We start from the raw sequence: 22,824 nt of genomic DNA, 5'->3' as shown, positions 1-22,824 counted from the left end.
CGTGATGCCGACGGCGCGCTTCATCGTCAGTGGACGGGTACAGGGCGTGTTCTTCCGCGCCAGCACCCGCGAGCAGGCGGTGGCGCTCGGTGTCGCCGGGCATGCGAACAACCGCCGCGACGGCAGCGTCGAGGTGCTGGCCAGCGGCTCGGCCGAAGCGCTGGAGGCACTGGAGCGCTGGCTGTGGCAGGGACCGCCGGCGGCGCGGGTCGATGCGGTCGTCCGCGAAGAGCTGCCGGAGCAGGAGTTGCAAGGCTTTCGTACGGGCGGGTGAATCGGCCACACACCCTGGCAACTCCGTTCGTCCCGAGCGCAGCGCAGCGAAGTCGAAGGACCCTGGGCGATCGTGTTCGGGGCAGCTCTAGTCCGCCGATTCCCGGAACGTGTCAGGCACCCACAGCGCCTTGTCGGTGACATGTTCGCCTCGCGGCTTGCCCTTCAGCCTGGGCAACTTCACCTTGGGCACCGCTTCCTCAGGCAGCGGCACCTGCTGCAGCAGGTGGCGGATCAGGTTGATCCGGCCGCGCTTCTGGTTGTTGAAATCGACCACGAACCACGGTGCGTGGTCGGCGTGCGTGCGTTCGATCATCACGTCGCGCAGCTTGCCCATCTCGGCATATTTCTGGCGCGCGGCCAGATCCACCGGTGACAGCTTCCAGCGTTTCAGCGGATCGTCGGCGCGCTCGGCGAAGCGCTGCTCCTGCTCGACCTGGTCCACTGCCAGCCAGTACTTGATGAGGATGATGCCGTCGTCGGCGAGCAGCTTCTCGAAGGCCGGCACGGCGTCGAGAAACGCTTCGTGCTGGGCGGGCGTGCAGAAGCCCATCGCCGGTTCCACCACGGCGCGGTTGTACCAGCTGCGATCGAACAGCACGAACTCGCCGGCGCTGGGCAGGTGGGCGACGTAGCGTTGGAAATACCACTGGGTGGCTTCTTCCTCGCTGGGCTTGCCGAGTGCGGCGATGCGATAGCCGCGGGTGTCCAGGCTTTCGGTGATCGCCTTGATGGCGCCGCCCTTGCCGGCCGCATCGCGGCCTTCGAAGATCACCAGCAGGCGCTTGCCGCTGCTGCGCAGGCCATGCTGCAGCCGCACCAGTTCGAGCTGCAGTTCCCCGATCGCCTTGCGGTAGCGCTTGCCCATGATCGCCTCGCCGGATGCCATGTCGCGTGCAGGGTAACCCGCCGCGGCGTGAGGGTGAGGTTCAGGAGCGACCCCACCCGGACCCTCCCCTGCAAGCTGGGGAGGGAGCAGGGCGGCTTTCGCTGCTCACTGGCCCGCAGGTGGCTTCTGCTCCTCCCCCTGCCAGCAGGGGGAGGTCGGGAGGGGTGAGCTTTTGACCCTGGCTCGGCGAAGAGCGACCCCACCCCAGCCCTCCCCTGCAAGCAGGGGGAGGGAGCAGGGCGGCTTTCGCTGCTCACTGGTCCGCAGCTGGGTTCTGCTCCTCCCCCTGCCAGCAGGGGGAGGTCGGGAGGGGGTGAGCTTTTGACCCTGGCTCGGCGAAGAGCGCCCCCTCCCCGACCCTCCCCTGCAAGCAGGGGAGGAGCGAGTGTTGTGCCACGGGAAGTGCGGGTGCCGCCTTGCGGCTTTCAGCCGCCGCCAAGCGCCTGCAGCTGGTCGGCCTGGTGCTCGCGGGTCAGCGTGTCGATCAGTTCGGCCAGGTCGCCCTGCATGATCTCGGCGAGGCTGTACAGGTTCAGGCCGATGCGGTGGTCGGTCACCAGGTTGTCCTTGTAGCGGTAGGTGCGGATGCGCTGGCTGCGGTCGCCGGTGCCGACCTGCAGGCGGCGCGACTCGGCCTGTTCGGCGGTCTGCTTGCTGCGTTCGGCGTCGAGCAGGCGCGCCCTCAGCAGGCTCATCGCGCGGGCACGGTTCTTGTGCTGGCTGCGCTCTTCCTGGCATTCGACCACGGTGCCGGTGGGCAGGTGGGTGATGCGGATCGCCGAGTCGGTCTTGTTGACGTGCTGGCCGCCGGCGCCGGAGGCCCGGAAGGTGTCGGTCTTGAGGTCGGCGGGGTTGATCGTGATGTCGTCGATCTCGTCCAGTTCGGGCAGCACGGCGACGGTGGCGGTGGAGGTGTGCACGCGCCCCTGCGATTCGGTGACCGGCACGCGCTTGACGCAGTGGGTGCCGGATTCGAACTTCAGCTGCGAGTAGGCGCCGCTGCCTTCGACGCGGGCCACGACTTCGCGGTAGCCGCCGTGTTCGCCGGCGTGTTCGCTGAGGATCTCGACGTGCCAGCGACGGCTTTCGGCGTAGCGCAGGTACATGCGCAGCAGGTCGCCGGCGAAGATCGCCGCCTCGTCGCCGCCGCTGCCGGCGCGTATCTCCAGGTAGAGGTTCGCCTGGTCGCGCGGGTCCTTCGGCAACAGCAGCAATTGCAATTGGCCGTCCAGTTCCTGCAACCGCTGTTCGAGTCGTCGCACGTCGTCGATGGCCATCTCGCGCAGTTCCGGGTCGTCCAGCATGGCGCGCGTTTCGGCCAGTTCGGATTCGGCCTGGTCGTGCTCGCGCAGCGACGCGGCGACCGGTTCGAGCTGGGCGTACTCCTGGGAAAGTTCGCGGAAACGGCTGTTGTCGGCGTGGACGTCCGGCTGCGACAGCAGCAGGCCGACTTCATGGTGACGCTCGGACAGCGCCTCGAGCTTGCGGCGGATCGATGGGGTCATGGCAGGCCGGGAACGAGTGGGACGGATGAAGGCGAGGCCGCTGTACGGCGAGGAACTTCCGGTGCGCGGCAGCCAGCCGCCCTCGCTATTCGCCCCGGGTGGCCCGCCCGTCTTCGTCTTCGTCCAGACCGTACAGCCGCCCCGCCGCGTGCAGCAGGTCGAGGTCGCCGTTCAGCGCGGCCTCGCGCAGGCGGGCGCTGGGGTGGTGCAGCAGCTTGTTGGTCAGCGTGTTGGCGAGGAAGGCCAGCGCCTCCTCCGGTGACTTGCCGTGGGCCAGCATGCCGCGGGCCTTCAGCAGCACTTCGTCGCGATACACCTCGGCGTGCTGGCGCATGTCCAGCGCGGGGTTGCGCACGGTCAGCGCGCGGCGCCAGGCCATGTAGCGGTCGACCTGCAGGTCGATGATCGCCTCGGCGTCGTGGGCGGCGGCGGCGCGCGAGCGGATGTTTTCGTCGATCACCTGGCGCAGGTCGTCGATGCCGTAGAGGTAGACATCGGGCAGCTCGCCCACGTCGGCCTCGATGTCGCGCGGCACCGCGATGTCGACCATGAACATCGGCCGGCGTTTGCGCGCGAGCATGGCCTGCTCGACCATCGCGCGGGTCACGATCGGCTGCCGCGCGGCAGTGGAGGAAATCACGATGTCGGCTTCGGCCAGGTGCTGCGACAGGTCGGCCAGGGCGATCGCGTAGCCGCCGTAACGGCCAGCCAGCTCCTGTGCGGTCTCCGGCGTGCGGTTGGCCACGATGATGCGGCGCGCCTGCTTTTCGGCCAGGTGTCGCGCGGCCAGCTCGATGGTGTCGCCGGCGCCGATCAGCAGCACGCAGGCCTGCTTCAGGTCGGTGAAGACCTGCTCGGCCAGGCGCACCGCGGTGAACGCCACCGATACCGTGTGCGCGCCGATGCGGGTGTCCGTGCGCACGCGCTTGGCCACCGCGAAGGTGTGCTGCAGCAGCCGGTCCATCGGTGCCTTCAGCGATTGCGCGCCACGCGCCAGCTGGTAGGCGTCCTTCACCTGGCCCAGGATCTGCGGTTCGCCCAGCACCATCGAGTCCAGCCCGGTGGCGACGCGGAACATGTGCCGCACGGCGTCGTCTTCGTCGTGTCGGTACAGGAACTCATCGAGCTTGCCGGGGGTCAGATGATGATGACGATTGAGCCATGCCCGCGGGATGTCCTCGGCACCGGCGGCGGTGCCGACATACAGCTCGGTGCGGTTGCAGGTGGACAGGATCATCGCCTCTTCCACGCCCGGCTCGCTGACCAGCGCGCGCAGGGCGTCGCCGGCGGCGTCCGCGTCGAACGCCACCTGTTCGCGCAGGCTGACCGGCGCGGTGAGGTGATTGAGCCCGAGGGCGATCAGCGGCATGGTGGTCGGAACATCTCGGCGGCGGCGATCCGGCGGCGTAGGCTAAGCTTGGCGCAACGCCGCGAAGTGGTGACCGGCACGGTCAAGGCAGGCATGTGGATGGAGAGTAGTGTGCGGAGCGGGCCCGGCAAGTTCAAGCAAGTGCGGCATTTTACGGCAGTGGCGACCATGGCGCTCGGACTGGCCGCCTGCGCCGGCGCGCCGCTGCATTCGACCGTCAAGGCCGCCGCTCCGGCGCAACCGCTGGCGCAGCTGGTGGTCGCCACGCCGGATGCCGACCACGACGTGCTGGCCCAGCTGCTGGCTGGCGAGATGGCGCTGACCCGCACCGACCTCAAGGCTGCCGCCGGCCGCTACGACAAGGCGATGGCCTTGAGCAATGATCCGAAGGTGGCGGAGCGCGCGGCTGGCCTGGCCATCGCCGTGCACGACGATGAGGCGGCCCGGCGCGCATTGGCGCGCTGGCAGGCGCTGGGCGCCAAGCCCGCCGCGATCGCCCAGGCGCGGGCGCAGCTGGCGCTGGATGTCGGCGACACCGCCGAGGCGCGTCGCCAGCTGGAAATTCTGGTCGGCAGCAGTGACAAGGACGCCTGGCGCCAGTTCGGCCGGGTACTGGTGGGTGCGCGCGACCAGGCCCAGGCGGGCCGGCTGCTGGAAGCGCTGGCCACGCCGCAGCGACTGCCGGCCGATGCCCAGGCCTGGCTGGCGATGAGCGAACTGGGTGATCGCCTGGGCCGTCACGCCTACGCCGTGCAGATCGCCACCGCCGCGATGCAGCGTTTCCAGACGGCGGAGACCTATACCTGGGCGGCCCAGATGAAATTCAAGGATGGCGACCGTGCCGGCGCCGCCGCCCTGCTGCAGAAGGCCCTGGTGAAGGAGCCTCAGAACACCCGGCTGCGGCTTGCCTACGCGGGCATGTTGGGCCAGGCGGGCGACTACGCCGCTGCCAGCAAGCTGCTGGCGCAGGGTCCGCAGAACGCGGACACCTACGCGATGCGGGCGGGACTGGCCGCGCATCTGCACGACGACAAGGCGCTGGCGGCGCTCTATCGGCAACTGCAGAACGCGCCGACCGAGGTGCGCGAACACAGCGCCTACCTGCTGGGCCAGCTGGCCGAAATGCAGAACAAGCCGGCCGAGGCACTGGCCTGGTACGACCAGGTGGGCGACGACGACGCTCACGCGTTCGACGCCGACCTGCGCAGCGCGATCATCCTGCACGGGCAGGGCAAGCGCAGCGACGCGCACGCGCTGCTGGAGCAGTTGCAGCTGGCCTATCTCGACCAGCCCGAGCCACTGCGCCAGGCTTGGCAGGCCGACGCCGAGCTGTACCTGACCGAGCAGAACTATGCGAAGGCGGAGGCGGCGTTCAGTCGCGCACTGCAGGTGGTACCGGATGATCCGGGCCTGTTGTACGGCCGCGGCCTGGCCTACGCCGAGGGCGGGCAGGTGGATCAGGCCGTGCAGGATTTCGAGCGCCTGCTGAAACTCAAGCCCGGCGACGTCGATGCCAGCAATGCGCTGGGTTACACCCTGGCCGATGCGAACCGCGACCTGCCCGAAGCCACCCGGCTGATCAGCGCCGCCCGCGCGGCCAAGCCCGATGATCCGGCGATCGCCGATTCCTGGGGCTGGCTGCAGTACCGCCTCGGTCATCTCGACCAGGCGGTGCAGACGCTGCGCGGCGCCTGGCTGGCCCGCAAGGACGCCGACGTCGGCGTGCACCTGGGCGAGGTGCTGTGGCAGCAAGGCCACAGGCAGGATGCGCAGCGGGTCTTCGACGAGGTGCGCAAGCTCGATCCGCACAACGACAACCTGCAGCAGGCGCTGAAGCGGCTGCATCCATGAGGGGCTGGCAGGCGTTTTTCGCCACCGTGGCCGTGCTGTCGCTGGCCGCCTGCGTACCGCAGGCCGTGCGGGTGAAGGGTGATGCAAGCCTGTTGAACGCGCAGCTGGCGCGCGAACAGGCGTTGGCGCATGCCGACCACTGGTCGTTGCAGGGAAGGCTGGGCATTTCCAATGGCAAGGACGGCGGCAGCGGCAGCTTCAGCTGGCGCCAGGATGGCGAGCGCTACGAATTCACCTTGCGCGGACCGGCGATCAGCGGGATGAATTTCCGCCTCAGCGGCGGTCCCGACGGCGCCGTGCTGGAAGGACTGGAGCATGGTGCGCTGCAGGGGCCGGACGCCGAGGCGCTGATGCGCAAGGCGCTGGGTTGGGAGGTGCCGCTGCGTGACCTGCGCGCCTGGGTGCTGGGCGTGCGTGCGGACAGTGGCCCGGCCGAGCTGAGCTTCGGCGAGAACCGCCTGCCCTCGCTGCTGCAACAGGATGGCTGGACGGTCGACTACCGCGCCTGGGACGAGACCCGGCAGCCGCCGTTGCCGACCCGGGTGTTCGCCGCCCGGCCGCCGTACAAGGTGAAGCTGTCGATCGAGTCCTGGCAGTTTCAGTAACTTCGCCCGGCTGGGTTAGTCTTTGCGCCCCTGATCGCCTGCCGATCGTTCGGCGAATCCCGGAACGCAAGCATGTCCTTTTCCATCGCACGCGCTGAACCCGGCCAGGTCGAGGCCTTGTGCGCGATCGAACGCAAGGCCGTGCACCTGTTCCGCGGGCATCCGGCATGGACAAGCTATGCGGCGCTGTCGATGCCGCCCGAACAGCTGTTGCAGGCGATCAGCCGCGGCCTGGTGTGGGTCGCCCTGGGCGAAGCCGGCGATCCGGTGGGCTTCGTCTGGCTGGACGCGGAGCTGGAACCCGGTGCGATCGGCATCGCCGAGATCGACGTGCTGCCGCTCTACGGCCGGCGCGGGATCGGTGCGGCGTTGCTGGAACATGCTTGCGCATGGGCCCGTTCGGCCGGTTACCGGCGGGTGGACCTGGGCACCCTGGCCGACGTGCCGTGGAATGCGCCGTTCTACGCGAAGCATGGTTTTGTCGTGGTCGACAAGCACGATCCCGCCTTTGCGTTTGCCCGCCAGCGCGATCGCGAGAACGGCTTTCCCGACACCTTGCGCGTGTTCATGAGCCGCCCGCTGACGCCTCCCGCGTCCGGTGAATGGACGGTGTGGCCGGCGCCGGCCAAGCTGAACCTGTTCCTGCGCATCGTAGGGCGACGGGCCGATGGCTACCACGAGCTGCAGACCGTGTTCCGCCTGCTCGACTGGGGTGACGAAGTGCGCCTGCGCGTGCGCGATGACGGCGAGATCCGGCGCGCGCGGGGCATTCCGGGCGTGGCCGAGGCCGACGATCTGGTGGTGCGCGCCGCGCGCCTGTTGCAGCGGCACGCCGCGACGAAGCTGGGTGCCGACATCGAGGTGGACAAGCGCATCCCGATGGGCGGCGGCCTGGGTGGCGGCAGCTCGGATGCGGCCACCGTGCTGGTGGCGCTGAACCAGCTGTGGCGGCTGGGCCTGGACGAGGATGCGCTGGCCGAACTGGGACGCCAGCTGGGCGCCGACGTGCCGGTCTTCGTGCGCGGACGCTCGGCCTGGGCCGAGGGGGTGGGCGAGCAGCTGACGCCGCTGGCGCTGCCGCCGCGCCACTACGTGGTGCTCGACCCCCATGAGGCAGTGCCGACGGCGGCGCTGTTTCAAGCGTCTGAATTGACACGAAATGCCCCGCGGGCGACAATTTCATCCTTTGCTTCAGGCGAAACGACGGAAAACGCCTTCGCGCCGGTCGCGTGCGCGCGGCACCCGCGGGTGGCTGCGGCGCTGGACTGGCTGGACGGTTTCGGCCAGGCGCGACTTTCCGGCAGCGGCGGTTGCGTGTTCCTGGAGCTGCGTTCGATGGAGCGGGCGCAGGCGGTGGCGAGGCAGTGTCCGGTGGCGTTCACGGCGCATGTCGCCGGTGGCGTCGACGTGTCGCCCCTGCTGTCGTCGTTGAAGCGACATGCCGGTGCGGTGCCTGCGGATTGATGGAAGCGGACGAAGTTCTGGGATAGACGGATCAAACAAATACTGGGGCGTCGCCAAGCTGGTTAAGGCACGGGATTTTGATTCCCGCATACGCAGGTTCGAATCCTGCCGCCCCAGCCATTTCATGATGGCCAAGTTTTCGAGGTAACTCCTGTGGACACGTCCACCCCGATGATGCTGTTTACCGGTAACGCACATCGTGCCCTGGCCGAGGATGTCGCCCATCGCCTGGGCGTGCCGCTGGGCAAGGCGCTGGTCGGCACGTTCAGCGACGGCGAAGTGCAGATCGAGATCGAGGAGAACGTACGCCGGCAGGAAGTGTTCGTGATCCAGCCGACGGGCGCGCCCAGCGCGGTCAACCTGTTCGAGCTGCTGGCGCTGACCGACGCGCTGAAGCGCGCCTCCGCGGCCAGTGTCACCGCGGTGATGCCGTACTTCGGTTATGCCCGGCAGGATCGCCGGCCGCGTTCGGCGCGGGTGCCGATCACCGCCAAGCTGGCTGCCCGCATGATCGGCGCCGCGGGCGTGGACCGGGTACTGACGGTGGATCTGCACGCCGACCAGATCCAGGGCTTCTTCGACATGCCGGTCGACAACGTCTACGCCTCGCCGGTGCTGCTGGCCGACATCTGGCGCAGCCACAGCATGGACGACCTGATCGTGGTCAGTCCGGACGTGGGTGGCGTGGTGCGCGCCCGCGCGATCGCCAAGCGGCTGGACGACGCGGACCTGGCGATCATCGACAAGCGCCGGCCGCGTGCCAACGTGTCGACCGTGATGAACATCATCGGCGACGTGGACGGCAAGACCTGCGTGATGGTCGACGACATCGTCGACACCGCCGGCACGCTGTGCGCGGCGGCTGCTGCCCTCAAGGAGCGCGGCGCCCGCAAGGTGGTCGCCTACTGCGTGCATCCGGTGCTGTCCGGCGCGGCGATCAGCAACATCGAGAACTCCCAGCTCGACCAGCTGGTGGTCACCAACACCTTGCCGCTGCGCCCTGAAGCCAGGGCCTGCGCCAAGATCCGCCAGCTGTCGGTCGCCGAGCTGCTGGCCGAAACCATTCGCCGCATCGCCTTCGGCGAGTCGGTGAGTTCACTGTACGTGGATTGACATCTACGGGAATGGGGAATCGGGAATAGGGAATTGTAAAAGCACGGCTTGCGCGCTCGACGATTCTCCATTCCCGATTCTCCATTCCCGGCTCAACCGTCTTCCCTGGTCGCGGGGAAGTCACTCAGCCGCCGCGAGGCGGCAAACACAAACCAGGTAGTAATGAAATGACCAAGACTCATGAAATCAAGGCGCAGAGCCGCAAGGACGAGGGGAAAGGTGCGAGCCGCCGCCTGCGTCATGCCGCTTTCGTGCCTGCCGTTGTCTACGGCGCCGGCCAGCCGCCGGAAAGCATCCAGATCGAACACAACACCATCCTGCTCGCCGCCAAGAACGAGTGGTTCTTCTCCTCGGTGCTCGACCTGAACGTCGACGGCAAGGTGCAGAAGGTGCTGGTGCGTGACTGGCAGAAGCATCCGTTCAAGCAGCTGATGATGCACATGGACTTCCTGCGCATCGACGAGAACGCCAAGCTGCGCGCCAACGTGCCGCTGCACTTCCTGAACCAGGAAAAGTCGCCCGCGGGCAAGACCTCCGGCGTGGTGATCTCGCACAACCTGACCGAAGTGGAAGTCAGCTGCCTGCCGAAGGACCTGCCTGCCTACATCGAGCTGGACCTGGGCGAGCTGGTCGCCGGCGACATCATCCACCTGTCGCAGCTGAAGCTGCCGGCCAACGTGGAACTGCCCGCGTTGCAGCTGGGCGAGGCGCATGACGCTGCCGTGGTCACGGTGAACGTGGTCAAGGAAAGCGCTGCGGATGCCGCCGAAGACGCTGCCGCCGAGGCCGAGGCCGAAGCGAACAAGGCCGCCGCGGCCAAGCCTGCCAAGGCTGCCGCCAAGCCGGCTGGCGACAAGAAGTAAGTCGTGTGATCCCGCGTCCTCGAGGGCGCGGGATCATGTGGCTGGTCGCTCATGGCTGGTTTGCGACTCATTGTCGGACTGGGCAACCCCGGTGCCGAATACCTCAGAACCCGGCACAACGCCGGGTTCTGGCTAGTTGACGCCCTCGCCAGCGGCCAGGGCGAGCGCTTCGCCTTCGATGGCAAGCTGCACGGCGAGAGCTGCCGGGTGCGCCTCGGTGGCGATCCGGTCTGGCTGCTGAAGCCGGCCACTTTCATGAACAAGAGCGGCATCGCCGTGGTTTCGGCGCTGCGCTACTACAAGATCGAACCCGAACAATGTCTGGTCGCGCACGACGACCTGGATCTTCCTGCGGGCACCGTGCGGATGAAATTCGACGGCGGCCACGGTGGCCAGAACGGCCTGCGCGACATCATGGCCCATCTCGGCCACGGCAAGTTCCATCGCCTGCGCGTGGGCATCGGTCATCCCGGCCACCGCGACCAGGTCACGCCCTGGGTACTGGGCCGGCCGTCGGCCACGGACGAGGACGCGATCCTCGACGGCATCGCCCGCTCCCTGGACGTGCTGCCGCTGGCGGTGGAAGGCCAGTTCGAGAAGGCAATGAAGCAGTTGCATACGAATAGCCGGGAATAGGGAATGGGGAATCGGGAATGGTCAAAAGCCAAAGCCCGATTCCTGCTTCTCCTATTCCCGATTCCCCATTCCCTATTCCCGGAATCACATCCATGGGCATCAAATGCGGCATCGTCGGTCTGCCCAATGTCGGCAAGTCCACCCTGTTCAACGCGCTGACCAAGGCGGGCATCGCGGCGGCGAATTTCCCGTTCTGCACGATCGAGCCGAATGTCGGCGTGGTGCCGGTGCCGGACCCGCGGCTGAACGCGCTGTCCGGGATCGTCAACCCGCAGAAGGTGATTCCGACCGCGGTGGAGTTCGTCGACATCGCCGGCCTGGTGGCTGGCGCGTCGAAGGGCGAGGGCCTGGGCAACAAGTTCCTGGCGCACATCCGCGAGGTCGACGCGATCGCCCACGTGGTGCGCTGCTTCGAGGGTGACGTGATCCACGTGGCTGGCAAGGTCGACCCGATCGCCGACATCGAGACCATCGACACCGAGCTGGCGCTGGCCGACCTGGAGTCGGTGGACAAGGCGCTGAACCGCGCCGAGCGCGCGGCCAAGGCCAACGACAAGGAAGCGCTGGCGCGCAAGCCGGTGCTGCAGAAATTGTCGGCCGGCCTCAACGAAGGCAAGTCCGCGCGTAGCCTCGGCCTGGACGAGGAGGAGAAGGCGCTGGTGCGCGACCTGTTCCTGTTGACCCTGAAGCCGCTGATGTACATCGCCAACGTCCCCGACGACGGCTTCGAGAACAACCCGCTGCTGGATGCCGTGCGCGAGCGTGCCGCCACCGAGGGTGCCGAAGTGGTGCCGGTGTGCGCCGCGATCGAGGAGGAGATGGCGCAGCTCGACGACGCCGACCGCGACGAATTCCTGAAGGACATGGGCCTGGACGAGCCGGGCCTGAACCGGGTGATCCGCGCGGGTTACAAATTGCTCGACCTGCAGACCTATTTCACCGCCGGGGTGAAGGAAGTGCGTGCCTGGCAGTTGCGTCGTGGGTCCAGCGCGCCGCAGGCGGCGGGCGTGATCCACAGCGATTTCGAGAAGGGCTTCATCCGCGCCGAGACGATCAGCTACGACGACTTCATCCAGTACAAGGGTGAAGCCGGCGCCGCCGCGGCCGGCCGACTGCGCAAGGAAGGCAAGGAATACATCGTCAAGGACGGCGACGTGCTGCACTTCCTGTTCAACGTCTGACGCGGTTCCACCCGTCGCGAAAACAGCGCACTCCGGTGCGCTGTTTTTTTGTGCGGTTCAGAGCGCGCTGCCGCCGAGCTTCCAGGTGAACTGCAGGAAGTAGCTGCGGCCGGCGGCGTCGAACCAGGACACGTCGTAATACGGATAGGCGGTGTAGCTGGGATCGCGCGGCGGCAGCTTGTCGAACAGATTGTCGACGGCCAGCGACAGCTGCGCGTGGTCGCTGAAATTGTATTGCAGCGTGGCGTTGTAGCGATAGGTGGCGTGCACCCAGGCGGCCTCACCGGCGTCGGTGTCGACGATCTGGTCGTAGGAGTCGGAGTTCGGCAGTCGGCCCAGGCGCGAGCCGAACAGCGTCGCCGACCAGGCCTTGCGTTCCCACGACACGCTGGCGCTGGTCTTCTCGCGGGGAATGTCGAAACCGCTGTTGACCGCCAGTTCGTCCAGGGTCGGATCGCCCGGGTATTGCTGGAACAGGTGGTTGCGCGTCCAGGTGTAGTTGCCGCTGAAGCGGAACGTGCCGATCGCGGTTTCCAGCTTGTAATGGCTGCTGACGTCGACGCCGCTGGTGCGCTCGTTGGCGACGTTGATCGGGTTGACGAAGATGCCGTACAGACCGCCCGGGTCGACCGCGCTGTCCGCGGGGTAGCGGTTGACCCGCGATATCGCGTCGATGCAGCTGGGCGAATTCGCATCCACCGCGTTGCCGTTCACGTCGCTGCCGATGCGGCAGCTGGCTTCCAGTTGCAGGATGCGATCGGTGCTGAGGTCCTGCACCTGGTTCTGCATGCGGATGTTGAAATAGTCGATCGAGAAATCCAGGTTCGGCGTGGGCGACCAGACGAAGCCGCCGGTCCACGAGGTGCTGGTTTCGGAATCCAGGTCGCGATTGCCTTGGCGTGTGCGGATCAGGCCCTCGTCGGAATAGTCGCAGTCGGTGATGTCGACGCCGGGCTCCTCGGTGCGGCAGCGGTAATAGTCGTTGCCCGACGTCTCGTCGTTGCCGATGCCGGCGTAGACGTAATGCAGGTCCGGCGCGCGAAATGCGGTGCCGTAGGAGCCGCGCACCAGCAGGGTATCCAGCGGGCGCCATTCCAGGCCGGTGCTCCAGGTCAGCTTGCCGGTCTTGTGGCCGGAGAAGCGATACTGGTCATAGCGGCCGGCCACGCTCCAGTTGAGCGAATCCAGCAGCGGCATGCGCAGTTCGCCGGCGGCGGCCCAGCGGTTGCGGCTGCCGTGGCCGTCGGAGTCCTTCCAGCTGTAGTAGTAATACTGGGTGGCCAGCGGGTCGGGCTTGAGGTCGTAGGACTGGTTGCCGTACTCGACCACGCCGGCAAAACCGGCTGGCCCGGCGGGCAGGCTGAACAGTTCGGTGTTGGTCAGGGTGAACGCCAGCGTGTCGCTGCGCGACTCGGGGTGGTAGTTGGTGCGAGCGGTGATCGAGTCGTATTCGGCGCGGCTCAGCGGCGTGTACAGGCGGCTCGGGTCGGCGTCGAAGATCGGCAGGCCGCTGTCGGCGTCCACGCCGAGCTGCGGGCCGAGGTAGAGGTCATTCGCCTTCGAGGCGACGGTCTGCGGCCAGCTGATCAGCGCCTTGTACTGCGAGTGGCTCAGCGAGGCCTCGTAATCCCAGGCCTGGCCGAACGTGCCCTTGAGGCCGGTGGTGAGGCTGAAGGTCTTCTGGGTGTTCTCGATCATGCCGCGGCCGAGGCCGCCCATTTCCTCGGGCGTGAACTGGCGATACCAGTTCTCGATGCCGCCGCTGTGGGCGTTGTAGAAGTAGCCGTCCTCGTTGCCGTCGGGCGCCTGGTAGTTCCACTGCTCGACGTCGCGGAACAGCTCGACCTTGCTCCAGCCCAGCTGCATGTCGCCGAACCAGCTCAGGTTGTCGTTGATCTTCAGGTTGGCCGAGGTGTAGGTGTTGATGCCGCGGCGCTGGCTGAGGATGGTGCCGTAGCCGATCGACTCCGCGCTGCCGCAGAAATTGCCGTAGCGCGGACGATTCGCGTACACCGTGGTGCCGCCGTTGAGGTAGCCCAGCGCATCGCAGGTGGCCTGGCCCGGATCGATGTAGTCGTCGTTCCAGTCGCCGTTGAGAAAGGTGCGCCGCGGCACCTGCGAGCGTTCGGTGGGCGCGTCGGCGGTGGAGTCCTGGATCTTTCGGTCGTACGCCCACAGCGGCTTCTGGTCGATCAGCTCGGCACCGAATACCAGGTTGAAATCGTCGTGCGAGAAGCCGGTGGAAAAGTCCAGCTTGGTCGAGGCGCCGCCGCCGCGGGTGGTGTCGCCGTAGCGCAGGTCGATGGTGGTGCCGTCGGCGTGGTCCTTCAGGATGAAGTTCACCACGCCGGAAATCGCGTCCGAACCGTACACCGCCGAGGCGCTGCCGGTGAGCACCTCGATGCGGTCGATCATGCCGATCGGGATGTTGGAGACATCGGTGAAGTTGCTGCGGCCCTTGAACGGCATCGGAAAGTCGGCGATGCGGCGGCCGTTGACCAGTACCAGGGTGTGGTTGGGGCCGAGTCCGCGCAGGTCGACCTCCTCGGCGCCGGGCGAGAAGTCGGCGCCGCTGGAGGACTGCTGGCTCTGCGTCTCGCCGCTGTTCTGGGTGATCGCGCGCATCACGTCGGGCACGCTGGCAAATCCGCTGGCCTTGATGTCGTTGGCGGTGATCACGGTGACCGGCGCCGGCCCTTCGACCTGGGCACGGGGGATGCGCGAGCCGGTGACCTGGATTTCGTCCAGCCGGGTGGCTTCCTGCGGGTCCGCGCTCGCGCCGCCGCGACTGCCGGCCGGCGTGGCCGACGAAGCCGGTCGAACCGACTGACTGGCACCCTTCACGATGACGACGGCGCCGGAGTCGTCGCGGTGGACAGTGAAGCCGGTGCCGGCGAGCAGGCGACCCAGCGCCTGGTCGGCCGACAGCGTGCCGTGCACGCCGCCGGTGCGCAGGCCCTTCAGCTGATCCGCCTGATAGATGAACTGGGCGCCGGACTGGCGCGCCAGGCTGTCCAGCGCGGTGACCAGCTCACCGGCGGGAATGTCGATCTGCCGGACCGCATTGCCCTGGGCCGAGGCGAAGGCCGACACCGAACAGGCCATCACGAACAGCATGCCGCGTAGCGAACGAACCATGGTCACCTCTCCCCAGGTGGGCGCACGCGATGCGCGCCATGTGAAAGCCGGGACGAACGGCTGCGGCAAATCCCCCCTCGCGCGCGAATCTCAGAATCTGTGAACAATCACTTGCGTGACTGCTTCATGCCTGGTCCTCGGGCAACTGCTCCTGCATTGCCTCAACTCGGGCATCCATGCCCTCGCCATGGCCGGCCGAGAGTTTGAAAAACTCCCAAGCTCTCAGCGGTGGCGCAGCACGATGATGTCGCCCTGCTGCTGTGTCCTGATCGGGAAGCCCTGGGCCAGCAGGCGCACGAAGGCGTCGGTGTTGGACCAGCGGAAGTTGCCGCCCACCCGCATGGCGCCCACGCTGGCGTCGCCGATCACGATCTTGCGCGTGTTGTAGCGGTTGAACTCGGCGGCGGCGGTGGCCAGGGGCGTGTCGTGAAAGCTGACGAAGCCGCTGCGCCAGCTGAGGTACTCCTCGGCCTGCTGGACCGGGCCGGAGCGCACCACCACGCCGGCATCGCTGGCCGTGGCGATGCTGCCGGCGGGCAGCAAGGTGGTGGGCTGGCGTTCGCCGTCGGACCGGTTGTCCGATTCCAGCCGCACCAGCCCCTGGGTCACCACCACGCGCAGGTCGGCGGCGTCGCGGCGCACGGCGAAGCGGGTGCCCACGGCAATCACCCGGCGGCTGCCGGTGCTGACCACGAAGGGCCGGGCGTGATCCTTGGCCACGGCAAAGAACGCCTCGCCACGCTGCAGGTCGATGTGGCGTTCGCCGTGCGACAGGGTGACCAGCATGCGGCTGTCGCTGCTCAGCGTGACGGTCGAGCCGTCGGCCAGCGGCACCTCCTGCAAGCCGCCGATCGCGGTCCGGTAGGAAGCCTGGTCGACCGCGGTGTAATGGCGCCAGCCCAGCGCCAGCGACACGACCAGGGCGAGCGTCGCCGCCGCCGCGAACAGGCGCAGCCAGCGGTGCGATCCCGCTCGGCTGCCTCGTTCCGGCTCGGCGCGATCCCGCGTCCTGGCGGGGGTCTCGTCTTCGCCATGCGAGGCGTGCGCCCAACTGCCGCGTGCGGGCACCACGCCCGGCACCATGCCGGCGCCCAGCGCCTGCAGCCGGCCGCTTTGCCGCCACGCCGCATCCAGCCGGAGGAAGGCGACCTGATGCGCGACCGCCTCATCCAGCCAGGCGTCGAGCTGCTGCTGGTCGCGCGCGCTCCAGCCGCCGGCGTCGCGTCGCGCCAGCCAGGCAGCGGCGACCTGCTCAATCTCCCTGCTGCTGGCCATGTCCGTTCCCGTCATTGGCTTCCATGATCCGGTCGCGGCGCGCGCGATGCATTGGCGTGCCGCCGTAGAAGTATTCGGCGATCAGGCGCGAGCCCTTGGCGATCTGCTTTTCCACGGTTTTTTCGCTGATGCCCATGCGTGCCGCGACCTGCTTCTGCGACAGTTCCTCGACCCGGCGCAGCCAGACCACTTCCCGGCAACGGTCGGGCAGGCGATCGAAGGCGCTGGCCAGGTGCCGCAGTTCCTGCCGCGCGCTCATCCGGTGTTCCGGCGACAACTCGTCTATCAGGACGTTCAGCGCGTCCAGATCACCCACGGCATCGATCGAGACGACCCGGCTGCGGCGCAGGCGATCGGTCATCAGGTGGCGCGCGGTGGTGAACATGAAGGACTTCGGTTGCGCGGGACGCGCCTTCGCCGCGGCCTCGTAGACGCGCACGTAGATCTCCTGGCGCAGGTCGTGGATCTCGTCGCGATGGAACCAGCTGCGCAACAGGTAACGCATCAGCGCGCCTTCGTGCACGAGGATTTCGCGGGCAAACCAGTTGTTGAGGGAGTCGTCCACGCTGGCGACGATAGCGCCAATGGCGGCGGGAAACACCTTGTGCGAAGGCATGGGGGATCGTGCGCCCAGCTTCGTCACGGATCAGGTGTGCGCCCGCTGTTTGCGTGGGCGGAACTGCCCGGAGAGCCCCCGATGACGACCTTGCTCGAGCGCTTCGCCGCGCTGCCGCGCCCTCTGCTTTGCCTGCTCGTCCTGTTGCTTGCGCCGTGGCTGGCGGTGGCGCAGGCGGGTGTGCCGGATGCCGCTGCGCGCCATGGCTACGAGTACTACCGGATCGGCCATCCGGAGGCGGCTCGCCCCGCCGCGACCGAGCCGGCGCTGATGCTGATGGGCGGCGGGGAGTGGCCGCACAAGGCGTTCGCCTGGTTTGCCGCGAAGGGCGGCCACGGGCATTTCGTGATACTGCGCGCCTCCGGCGACGACGGCATGCAGAAGGAGCTGTTCAACGAAGTCGGCGGCGTGACCTCGGTGCAGACGCTGGTGTTCCACGATCGCGCCGCCGCCAGCGATCCACGGGTACTGGACATCGTGCGGCACGCGGACGGCATCTTCATCGCCGGCGGCGACCAGGCCAATTACGTGCGGTTCTGGAAGGGCACGCCGCTGGGCGCGCTGTTGAACGGGCACGTGGCGCAGGGCAAGCCGATCGGCGGCACCAGCGCTGGACTGGCCATCCTCGGTGCCTACGCTTATGGTGCGATGGATGGCGGCAGCATCACCTCGAAGGAGGCGATGCACGACCCGCTGGGCAAGGCGATGACCCTGGTCGGCGATTTCATGCACCTGCCCAACATGCAGCGGGTGATCACCGACACCCACTTCCACGCCCGCGACCGGCTCGGCCGACTGATTGCGTTCGTGGCCAACCTGCGCCATGCGGGCCATGCCGACATCGTCGGCCTCGGCGTGGATCAGGATGCGGCGCTGTGCGTGGACGGCGATGGCATCGGCCGGCTGTTCACCATTGACAACGGCTTCGCCTGGCTGGTGCAGCCGCAGGGCAAGCCGGAACGAATCGCTGCCGGCAAGCCGCTCGACTACCCGGGCACGCGCGTCACCGGCGTGGGTACGCAAAGCCGGATCGACCTGAAGCGTCTCGCGGTCGAGCGGCCGGTGTTCGAAGCCGTCGCCGACGTGCGCGATGGCGAACTGACCCTGCGCGGCGAGCATCCGCCGCTGCTGGTGATCCACGGCGGCGCGGGCGTGGAGCGGGCAGGCATGACGCCGCAGATCGAAGCAGGCGCCCGTGCGGCGATGGAGCTGGCGTTGCGCAAGGGCTATGCGCAGCTCAAGGCCGGCAAGGCCGCTACCGACGCGGTGACGGCTGCGATCGCCGTGCTGGAGGACGATCCGCTGTTCAACGCCGGCAGGGGAGCGGTGTTCACCCATGACGGCCGGAACGAGCTGGACGCCTCGATCATGGACGGCTCGACGATGGCCGCCGGCGCGGTGGCGGAGGTTCATCGCGTGAAGCATCCGATCCTGCTGGCGCGCGCGGTGATGGAGCATTCGCCGCACGTGATGATGGTCGGCGACGGCGCGGAAAAATTCGCCACGGAGCAGGGATTCGAGCTGGTTGATCCGGCGTACTTCCGCACCGGGCGGCGCTGGCTGGAACTGCAGAAGGCTCTGAAGCAAGACGCTGCGGGCGTGTCGCTGCCCGAACGGCTGCGCGCGCTGAAGCATTTCGGCACCGTCGGCGCCGTGGCGCGCGACAGCCAGGGCCGCCTGGCTGCCGGCACCTCGACCGGCGGGATGACCGACAAGCGCTACGGCCGGGTCGGCGATTCGCCGATCGTGGGCGCGGGCACCTATGCGAACGTGGCCTGCGCGGTATCCGGCACGGGCTGGGGCGAGTACTACATACGCGTTTCGGCGGCGCGCGAGATATGCCTGCGCATGACCGAACTGCACGAATCGGCGACACAGGCCGGCAAGGCGGTGATCAACGACGAGATCCCGCAGATGGGCGGCGACGGCGGCGCAATCATCCTGGGCGCCGACGGCAGCGTGGCGATGCCATTCAACACCGAGGGCATGTACCGGGGGTGGATCGGCGCCGACGGCATGCCGCACGTGGCGATCTACGACAACGATCCGCTGGCGCTGCCGCGGCCCATGCCTTGAGCAGCATCGGTCAGGCCTCGTCGTCGCCTTCGGTGATCTGCCGCTGCATGCGGTCCAGATAGGCGTCGAGCTCCTGCGTGCTGGTGAACACCTCGTTCACCGGCACCGCCTTGACGATGTCGAACACCTTGCGCACCTGCGGCTGCGGATTCAGCAGCAGGGTGTGGCCGCCGTGGGCGCGCATCGTCTTGCGGACCTTGGCGAAGCTGCGCAAGCCGGCGCTGCTGATGTAGGTGAGCCCGGTCAGGTCGATTACCACGGTGCCGCCGTCCGGCAGCTGCGGGAGCAGGGCGAGCATGGCCTCGTCGAGTTCGCCGAAGGTCATCGCGTCGAGGCGGCCGCCGACGTGCACGACGGCGCGATCGGGGGCGGAAAATTCACTGTGCAGGCTGAGCGTCATGGCGAAGATCCATCCTGGGTCGGGTAGGCGAAGCGAAGCAGCAGGTGGTTGCCTTGTGCGTCCCGTGTATAGCGCATTTCGTCGGTCATGGTGCGTGCGAGATGGATGCCGAGGCCGCCCACCCGCTCGCGATCGGCCAGGTCACCGGTGAGGACGGGATCGGCGGACTGCAACGGGTCGAAGGCCACGCCGTCATCGATCAGCTCGACCGCGACGGCGTCCGCCAGAGGCTGCAGCCGCAGGCGGATCTGGCCGGTCTGGCCATCGGGATAGCCGTATTCGACCGTGTTGACCATCAGCTCCTCCAGCGCCAGGCGCATGTCGCCGCACAACGCAACCGGGGTGCCGGCATCCTGCAGCAACTGCTCGCAGCGGTCGAGTGCGGCGAAGACATCCGGCAATCGGTTGTCGAGCGTCATCTCGGTGGTCTTGAGCACCGAGCCGTGCCAGCTCAGTGCCAGCAGGGTGATGTCGTCAGCCTGCGGGGCATCGGCCACGAACCGATCCACGTCGCCCAGCAGGCGCTCGATGTAGGCGGCCGTGGCCGCCGTCGGCGGGACTTGCGCGAGACTCTCCACGGTGCGTTCGATGCCGTACATCCGCTCGTCGTGGTCGCTGGCTTCGGTGATGCCGTCGGTATACATCAGCAGCGTTTCGCCCCGGCCCAGGCGCAGGACATGTTCCGGGTAATCCGAATCCTCGTACAGGCCGAGCACGGCGCCGGTGGGGAACTCCAGCACCAGTGGCGCGCCGCGGCCACACAGGATCGGTGGCTCGTGGCCGGCGCTGGCCAGCACCAGGTTGCCACTGCCGGTGTTCAGCAGGCCGCACAGCAGGGTGACGAACATGCAGCTGTCGTTGCCGCGGCACAGTTCGAGGTTGAGCAGCCGCAGCAGGTTCTGCGGCGTCTGGGCGCGTGGCGCCAGCGCCTTGGCCAGGGTGATGGTCTGCGCCATGAACAGGGCGGCCGGGATGCCCTTGTCCGAGACGTCGCCGACCATCACGAAAAAGCGCTGCGGGTCGAGCATGAAATAGCTGTACAGATCGCCGCCAACCGCTCGCGCGGGATGCAGCGCGGCGTGCAGTTCGAATTGCGCGCAGACGGCATCCAGGTAGTGCGCATTCGGCAGCAGGCCGAGCTGGATCTGGTGGGCGATCTCCAGCTCGCTGGCCAGTCGCTGTTTTTCGCGCGCGACCCTGGCCAGATCCTCCAGGTGCAGGGCCAGTTCGCGACGCATCTGGTCGAAGGATTCGGTGAGACGACCCACTTCGTCGGGGCGGCGGGCCGCCGGCAGCTCGAAGTCGAGCTCGCCCCGGGCGACATGCTCGGCACGGTCGGCCAGCACGCCGAGTGGCGCCATCGTGCGGCGGATCGTCAGCAGCGTGATCAGCGCCACGCCGAGCATGGCCAGCAGGCCCAGGGCGAGGCTCAACAGGAAAATGTGCCGCACGCTGGCGTAGATCTGGTACTCCGGCACCACCAGGCCGAGCCGCCAGCGGGTGCCCTGGATCGGGGCGGAGTAAACCCAGACGGGCCCCCGGGCCCGCGGATTCTGCGCCACCGGCAGGCGCATGGACTCGGCGTGGTCGCTGGCCAGCGCGTCAAGCAGGGCGGTGCCGCCACGCTGGCCGACCAGTTCCGGATTGTCGTGCGCCAGGTAATTGCCGTCGCTGTCCAGCACGAAGGTATAGGCGCCGGGCGGCTTGTCCAGGCTGCCGAGAATCCGGTGCAGCCAGTTGAGCGTGACATCGGCGTTGATGATGCCGATCGGGTGCCCGTTGCGTTCGATCGTGGTGGAGTAGTTGACCAGCTGGCGGTGCCGCGACTGCGAAAAGAACGGTCGCTGCCAGCAGCCGCCGGTACAGCCCAGGCCACCGAGAAACCAGTTGTTGTTCCAGTAGGGATTGGCGTCCTGCGACAGGTCGCGGCTGCTCAGCGCGCCATTGTCCAGGCGGTTCACGAAGGGCGAATGCGGCCGCGGGGCGGCGGGATCGAGGGGCGGCCTGAACACGGCGGCCAGACCGTCGATGTCGAGGTTGGCGGCGAGGGTGTCCCGCAACAGGGGTTCGGCATCGTCCTGGCGGCTGGCGATGATCGCGGCAAGCATTTGCGCCGAGACGGCGACGCGATCGACGCGAGCCTGGATCTGGCTGCCCGCGTTGGCCGCCAGGGCGGCGGCCTCGTGATGGGTGTGTTGCAGGATCTGCGCCCGGGTCAGGGCGAGCAGCAGGCCGCCGATGGCGCCGAGCACGAGGGTGGAGCCGACCAGAACCCACCATGCCGTCCGCGATGCGATGCTGCGCAAGACCATTGGTGTTCCCCCGGTTTCCCTGCGCTGCATCTAGCCATGAAGCGAAGCCGGCCGCAAGCCGACGGAGCGGTGTCGACCGGGGCGGGCGCGGCTGCGCGGTCAGGGCATAATTGCCGCCACGGACTAAGCCACGAGATGCCAGCCCCATGCCCGGACAACAGCACGAAGTGACCTTCCGCTTCCTCGCCCAGCCCACCGATGTCAATTTCGGCGGCAAGGTGCATGGCGGCATGGCGATGAAGTGGATTGATCAGGCCGGCTACGCCTGTGCGGTGGCTTGGAGTGGCGCCTATTGCGTCACCGTCTCGGTCAGCGGCATCCAGTTCGTGGCGCCGATCCTGATCGGCGACCTGGTGACCGTGCGGGCGCGCCTGATCCACACCGGCACGTCGAGCATGCATCTCGCCGTGGACGTGCTGGCCAGCGACCTGCGCAAGGACGAACGGCGGTTGGCCACCAGCTGCGTGATGGTCTTCGTGGCGCTGGACAGTCCGGATGGCAAGCCCACCCCGGTGCCGCACTGGGAGCCGCGCGACGATGCCGAGCGAAGGCTGCAGGCACAGGCCAGGCGGCTGCTCGAGGCGTCGAAGGACATGGAGCAGCTGGTTCGCCTCAACGCCACTTCGCCGGACTGAACGCGGCGGCAGAAAAACGTCGCCGCAGGTGAAATTCACGTCTGCAGGTGTTGACAGTTCGAGGCTCGATCCACACAATACGCGTTCTTTGTTGGAGGGATACCCAAGCGGCCAACGGGGGCAGACTGTAAATCTGCTGGCTTACGCCTTCGGTGGTTCGAATCCACCTCCCTCCACCAGCAAGAGTTCCGCGCCAGGCGGGAGTAGTTCAATGGTAGAACATCAGTTTTCCAAACTGATTACGCGGGTTCGATTCCCGCCTTCCGCTCCATTGCTCTGCAAGTGTCGGGTGCTGTTGATCGAGGCGACAACTGCGCAGATCGACGCGTTTTTGAGTGGCCCGGCAGGACGCCGGTCTGAAGCCGCCGTCCGGGAAGATGGCTGAAGTTATGAAGAGTCCGGCAGGACGCCGGTCTGAAGTCACCATCAGGGAAGATGGATGAAATACACCACGCTCATGTAGCTCAGTCGGTAGAGCACTTCCTTGGTAAGGAAGAGGTCACAGGTTCGATTCCTGTTATGAGCACCAATTCAGGCCGGTCCGGCCAGCCCCGAAGGGGCAGTTTTCTTCAATTCATCGACTCCATCGGGGTGTAGCGCGCATGGCAAAGGGTAAATTCGAA

18 protein-coding genes, 4 tRNA genes and 1 pseudogene are annotated in these 22,824 nt (G+C 67.5%); 15 read left to right on the top strand and 8 right to left on the bottom strand.

The features are described from left to right. The first annotated feature begins 4 nt into the window (after positions 1-4). Positions 5-274 (top strand): acylphosphatase, encoded by a 270-nt coding sequence (locus UU7_RS07405; RefSeq protein WP_007806900.1) that lies wholly within the window; start codon positions 5-7, stop codon positions 272-274. 87 nt (positions 275-361) lie between these two features. Here the strand turns inward: UU7_RS07405 and ppk2 are convergent, their stop codons facing one another. The 3 genes from ppk2 to hemA all read right to left on the bottom strand — a co-directional run bounded on the left by ppk2 (position 362) and on the right by hemA (position 4,036). Beyond that, positions 362-1,141 carry a polyphosphate kinase 2 gene (gene ppk2 / locus UU7_RS07400; protein WP_040673042.1) on the bottom strand — a complete coding sequence of 260 codons (780 nt, stop codon included), beginning with the start codon at positions 1,139-1,141 and terminating at the stop codon, positions 362-364. A 446-nt stretch (positions 1,142-1,587) separates the two neighbouring features. After that, positions 1,588-2,667 carry a peptide chain release factor 1 gene (gene prfA, locus UU7_RS07395; RefSeq protein ID WP_007806897.1) on the bottom strand — a complete coding sequence of 360 codons (1,080 nt, stop codon included), beginning with the start codon at positions 2,665-2,667 and terminating at the stop codon, positions 1,588-1,590. 85 nt (positions 2,668-2,752) lie between these two features. Next, positions 2,753-4,036, bottom strand: a complete 1,284-nt coding sequence (gene hemA / locus UU7_RS07390) for a glutamyl-tRNA reductase (RefSeq protein ID WP_007806895.1) — start codon at positions 4,034-4,036, stop codon at positions 2,753-2,755. Between the two features lie 168 nt (positions 4,037-4,204). On the opposite strand from hemA, the gene UU7_RS07385 reads away from it, so the two are divergent. From UU7_RS07385 to ychF, 8 genes are all read left to right on the top strand, one after another. Then, entirely contained in the window at positions 4,205-5,887 is a 1,683-nt protein-coding gene (locus UU7_RS07385) for a tetratricopeptide repeat protein (RefSeq protein ID WP_007806893.1), read from the top strand. Then, positions 5,884-6,492, top strand: coding sequence for a lipoprotein insertase outer membrane protein LolB (gene lolB / locus UU7_RS07380; RefSeq protein WP_007806890.1), 609 nt, complete (start codon positions 5,884-5,886; stop codon positions 6,490-6,492). The genes UU7_RS07385 and lolB overlap by 4 nt, the downstream gene beginning before the upstream one ends. Positions 6,493-6,564: 72 nt before the next feature. After that, on the top strand, positions 6,565-7,956 hold the full coding sequence (ispE, locus tag UU7_RS07375; protein WP_007806887.1) for a 4-(cytidine 5'-diphospho)-2-C-methyl-D-erythritol kinase: 1,392 nt from the start codon (positions 6,565-6,567) through the stop codon (positions 7,954-7,956). 43 nt (positions 7,957-7,999) lie between these two features. Then, positions 8,000-8,076 (top strand) — tRNA-Gln (locus UU7_RS07370). A 51-nt stretch (positions 8,077-8,127) separates the two neighbouring features. Beyond that, complete coding sequence (locus UU7_RS07365) at positions 8,128-9,069, top strand: ribose-phosphate diphosphokinase (protein WP_193385056.1); 942 nt, start codon at positions 8,128-8,130, stop codon at positions 9,067-9,069. 167 nt (positions 9,070-9,236) lie between these two features. Continuing rightward, complete coding sequence (locus tag UU7_RS07360; protein WP_007806884.1) at positions 9,237-9,932, top strand: 50S ribosomal protein L25/general stress protein Ctc; 696 nt, start codon at positions 9,237-9,239, stop codon at positions 9,930-9,932. 51 nt (positions 9,933-9,983) lie between these two features. Continuing rightward, a complete protein-coding gene (gene pth / locus UU7_RS07355; protein ID WP_007806882.1) occupies positions 9,984-10,568 on the top strand; it encodes an aminoacyl-tRNA hydrolase in 585 nt (194 codons plus the stop codon). 92 nt (positions 10,569-10,660) lie between these two features. Continuing rightward, positions 10,661-11,749: a redox-regulated ATPase YchF gene (gene ychF / locus UU7_RS07350; RefSeq protein WP_007806880.1), complete on the top strand. Its 1,089-nt coding sequence runs from the start codon at positions 10,661-10,663 to the stop codon at positions 11,747-11,749. 57 nt (positions 11,750-11,806) lie between these two features. Here the strand turns inward: ychF and UU7_RS07345 are convergent, their stop codons facing one another. The 3 genes from UU7_RS07345 to UU7_RS07335 form a co-directional block, all read right to left on the bottom strand. Beyond that, a complete protein-coding gene (locus tag UU7_RS07345; protein WP_007806878.1) occupies positions 11,807-14,887 on the bottom strand; it encodes a TonB-dependent receptor in 3,081 nt (1,026 codons plus the stop codon). A gap of 222 nt (positions 14,888-15,109) precedes the next feature. Next, positions 15,110-16,162, bottom strand: a complete 1,053-nt coding sequence (locus UU7_RS07340) for a FecR family protein (protein WP_007806876.1) — start codon at positions 16,160-16,162, stop codon at positions 15,110-15,112. Then, positions 16,140-16,727, bottom strand: coding sequence for an RNA polymerase sigma factor (locus UU7_RS07335; protein WP_157582003.1), 588 nt, complete (start codon positions 16,725-16,727; stop codon positions 16,140-16,142). The genes UU7_RS07340 and UU7_RS07335 overlap by 23 nt, the downstream gene beginning before the upstream one ends. On the opposite strand from UU7_RS07335, the pseudogene UU7_RS19110 reads away from it, so the two are divergent. After that, a pseudogene (locus UU7_RS19110) lies at positions 16,638-17,660 on the top strand (cyanophycinase); the annotation flags it as partial. The gene UU7_RS07335 and the pseudogene UU7_RS19110 overlap by 90 nt on opposite strands. Positions 17,661-17,840: 180 nt before the next feature. Continuing rightward, complete coding sequence (locus UU7_RS18955) at positions 17,841-18,854, top strand: isoaspartyl peptidase/L-asparaginase family protein (protein WP_238530905.1); 1,014 nt, start codon at positions 17,841-17,843, stop codon at positions 18,852-18,854. Positions 18,855-18,864: 10 nt separating this feature from the next. On the opposite strand, the gene UU7_RS07325 is transcribed toward UU7_RS18955, so the two are convergent. Both UU7_RS07325 and UU7_RS07320 read right to left on the bottom strand, forming a co-directional pair. Then, complete coding sequence (locus UU7_RS07325) at positions 18,865-19,254, bottom strand: STAS domain-containing protein (RefSeq protein ID WP_007806868.1); 390 nt, start codon at positions 19,252-19,254, stop codon at positions 18,865-18,867. After that, positions 19,251-21,566: a SpoIIE family protein phosphatase gene (locus UU7_RS07320; RefSeq protein ID WP_007806865.1), complete on the bottom strand. Its 2,316-nt coding sequence runs from the start codon at positions 21,564-21,566 to the stop codon at positions 19,251-19,253. Before UU7_RS07320 ends, UU7_RS07325 begins: the two co-directional genes overlap by 4 nt. A 146-nt stretch (positions 21,567-21,712) precedes the next feature. On the opposite strand from UU7_RS07320, the gene UU7_RS07315 reads away from it, so the two are divergent. From UU7_RS07315 to UU7_RS07300, 4 genes are all read left to right on the top strand, one after another. Continuing rightward, the gene (locus UU7_RS07315; RefSeq protein WP_007806863.1) at positions 21,713-22,201 is read left to right on the top strand and encodes an acyl-CoA thioesterase; all 489 of its coding nucleotides are present in this window, start codon (positions 21,713-21,715) and stop codon (positions 22,199-22,201) included. Positions 22,202-22,294: 93 nt separating this feature from the next. Then, positions 22,295-22,380 (top strand) — tRNA-Tyr (locus UU7_RS07310). Between the two features lie 18 nt (positions 22,381-22,398). Then, a tRNA-Gly gene (locus tag UU7_RS07305) sits at positions 22,399-22,472 on the top strand. Positions 22,473-22,654: 182 nt separating this feature from the next. Continuing rightward, positions 22,655-22,730, top strand: a tRNA-Thr gene (locus UU7_RS07300). The last annotated feature ends 94 nt before the right edge of the window (positions 22,731-22,824 follow it).

This window comes from Rhodanobacter spathiphylli B39, assembly GCF_000264295.1.
In the GTDB taxonomy this organism is placed as follows: domain Bacteria; phylum Pseudomonadota; class Gammaproteobacteria; order Xanthomonadales; family Rhodanobacteraceae; genus Rhodanobacter; species Rhodanobacter spathiphylli.
Note: the sequence above shows the minus strand (reverse complement) of the source record. Positions and strands in the feature narration are given on the sequence as shown.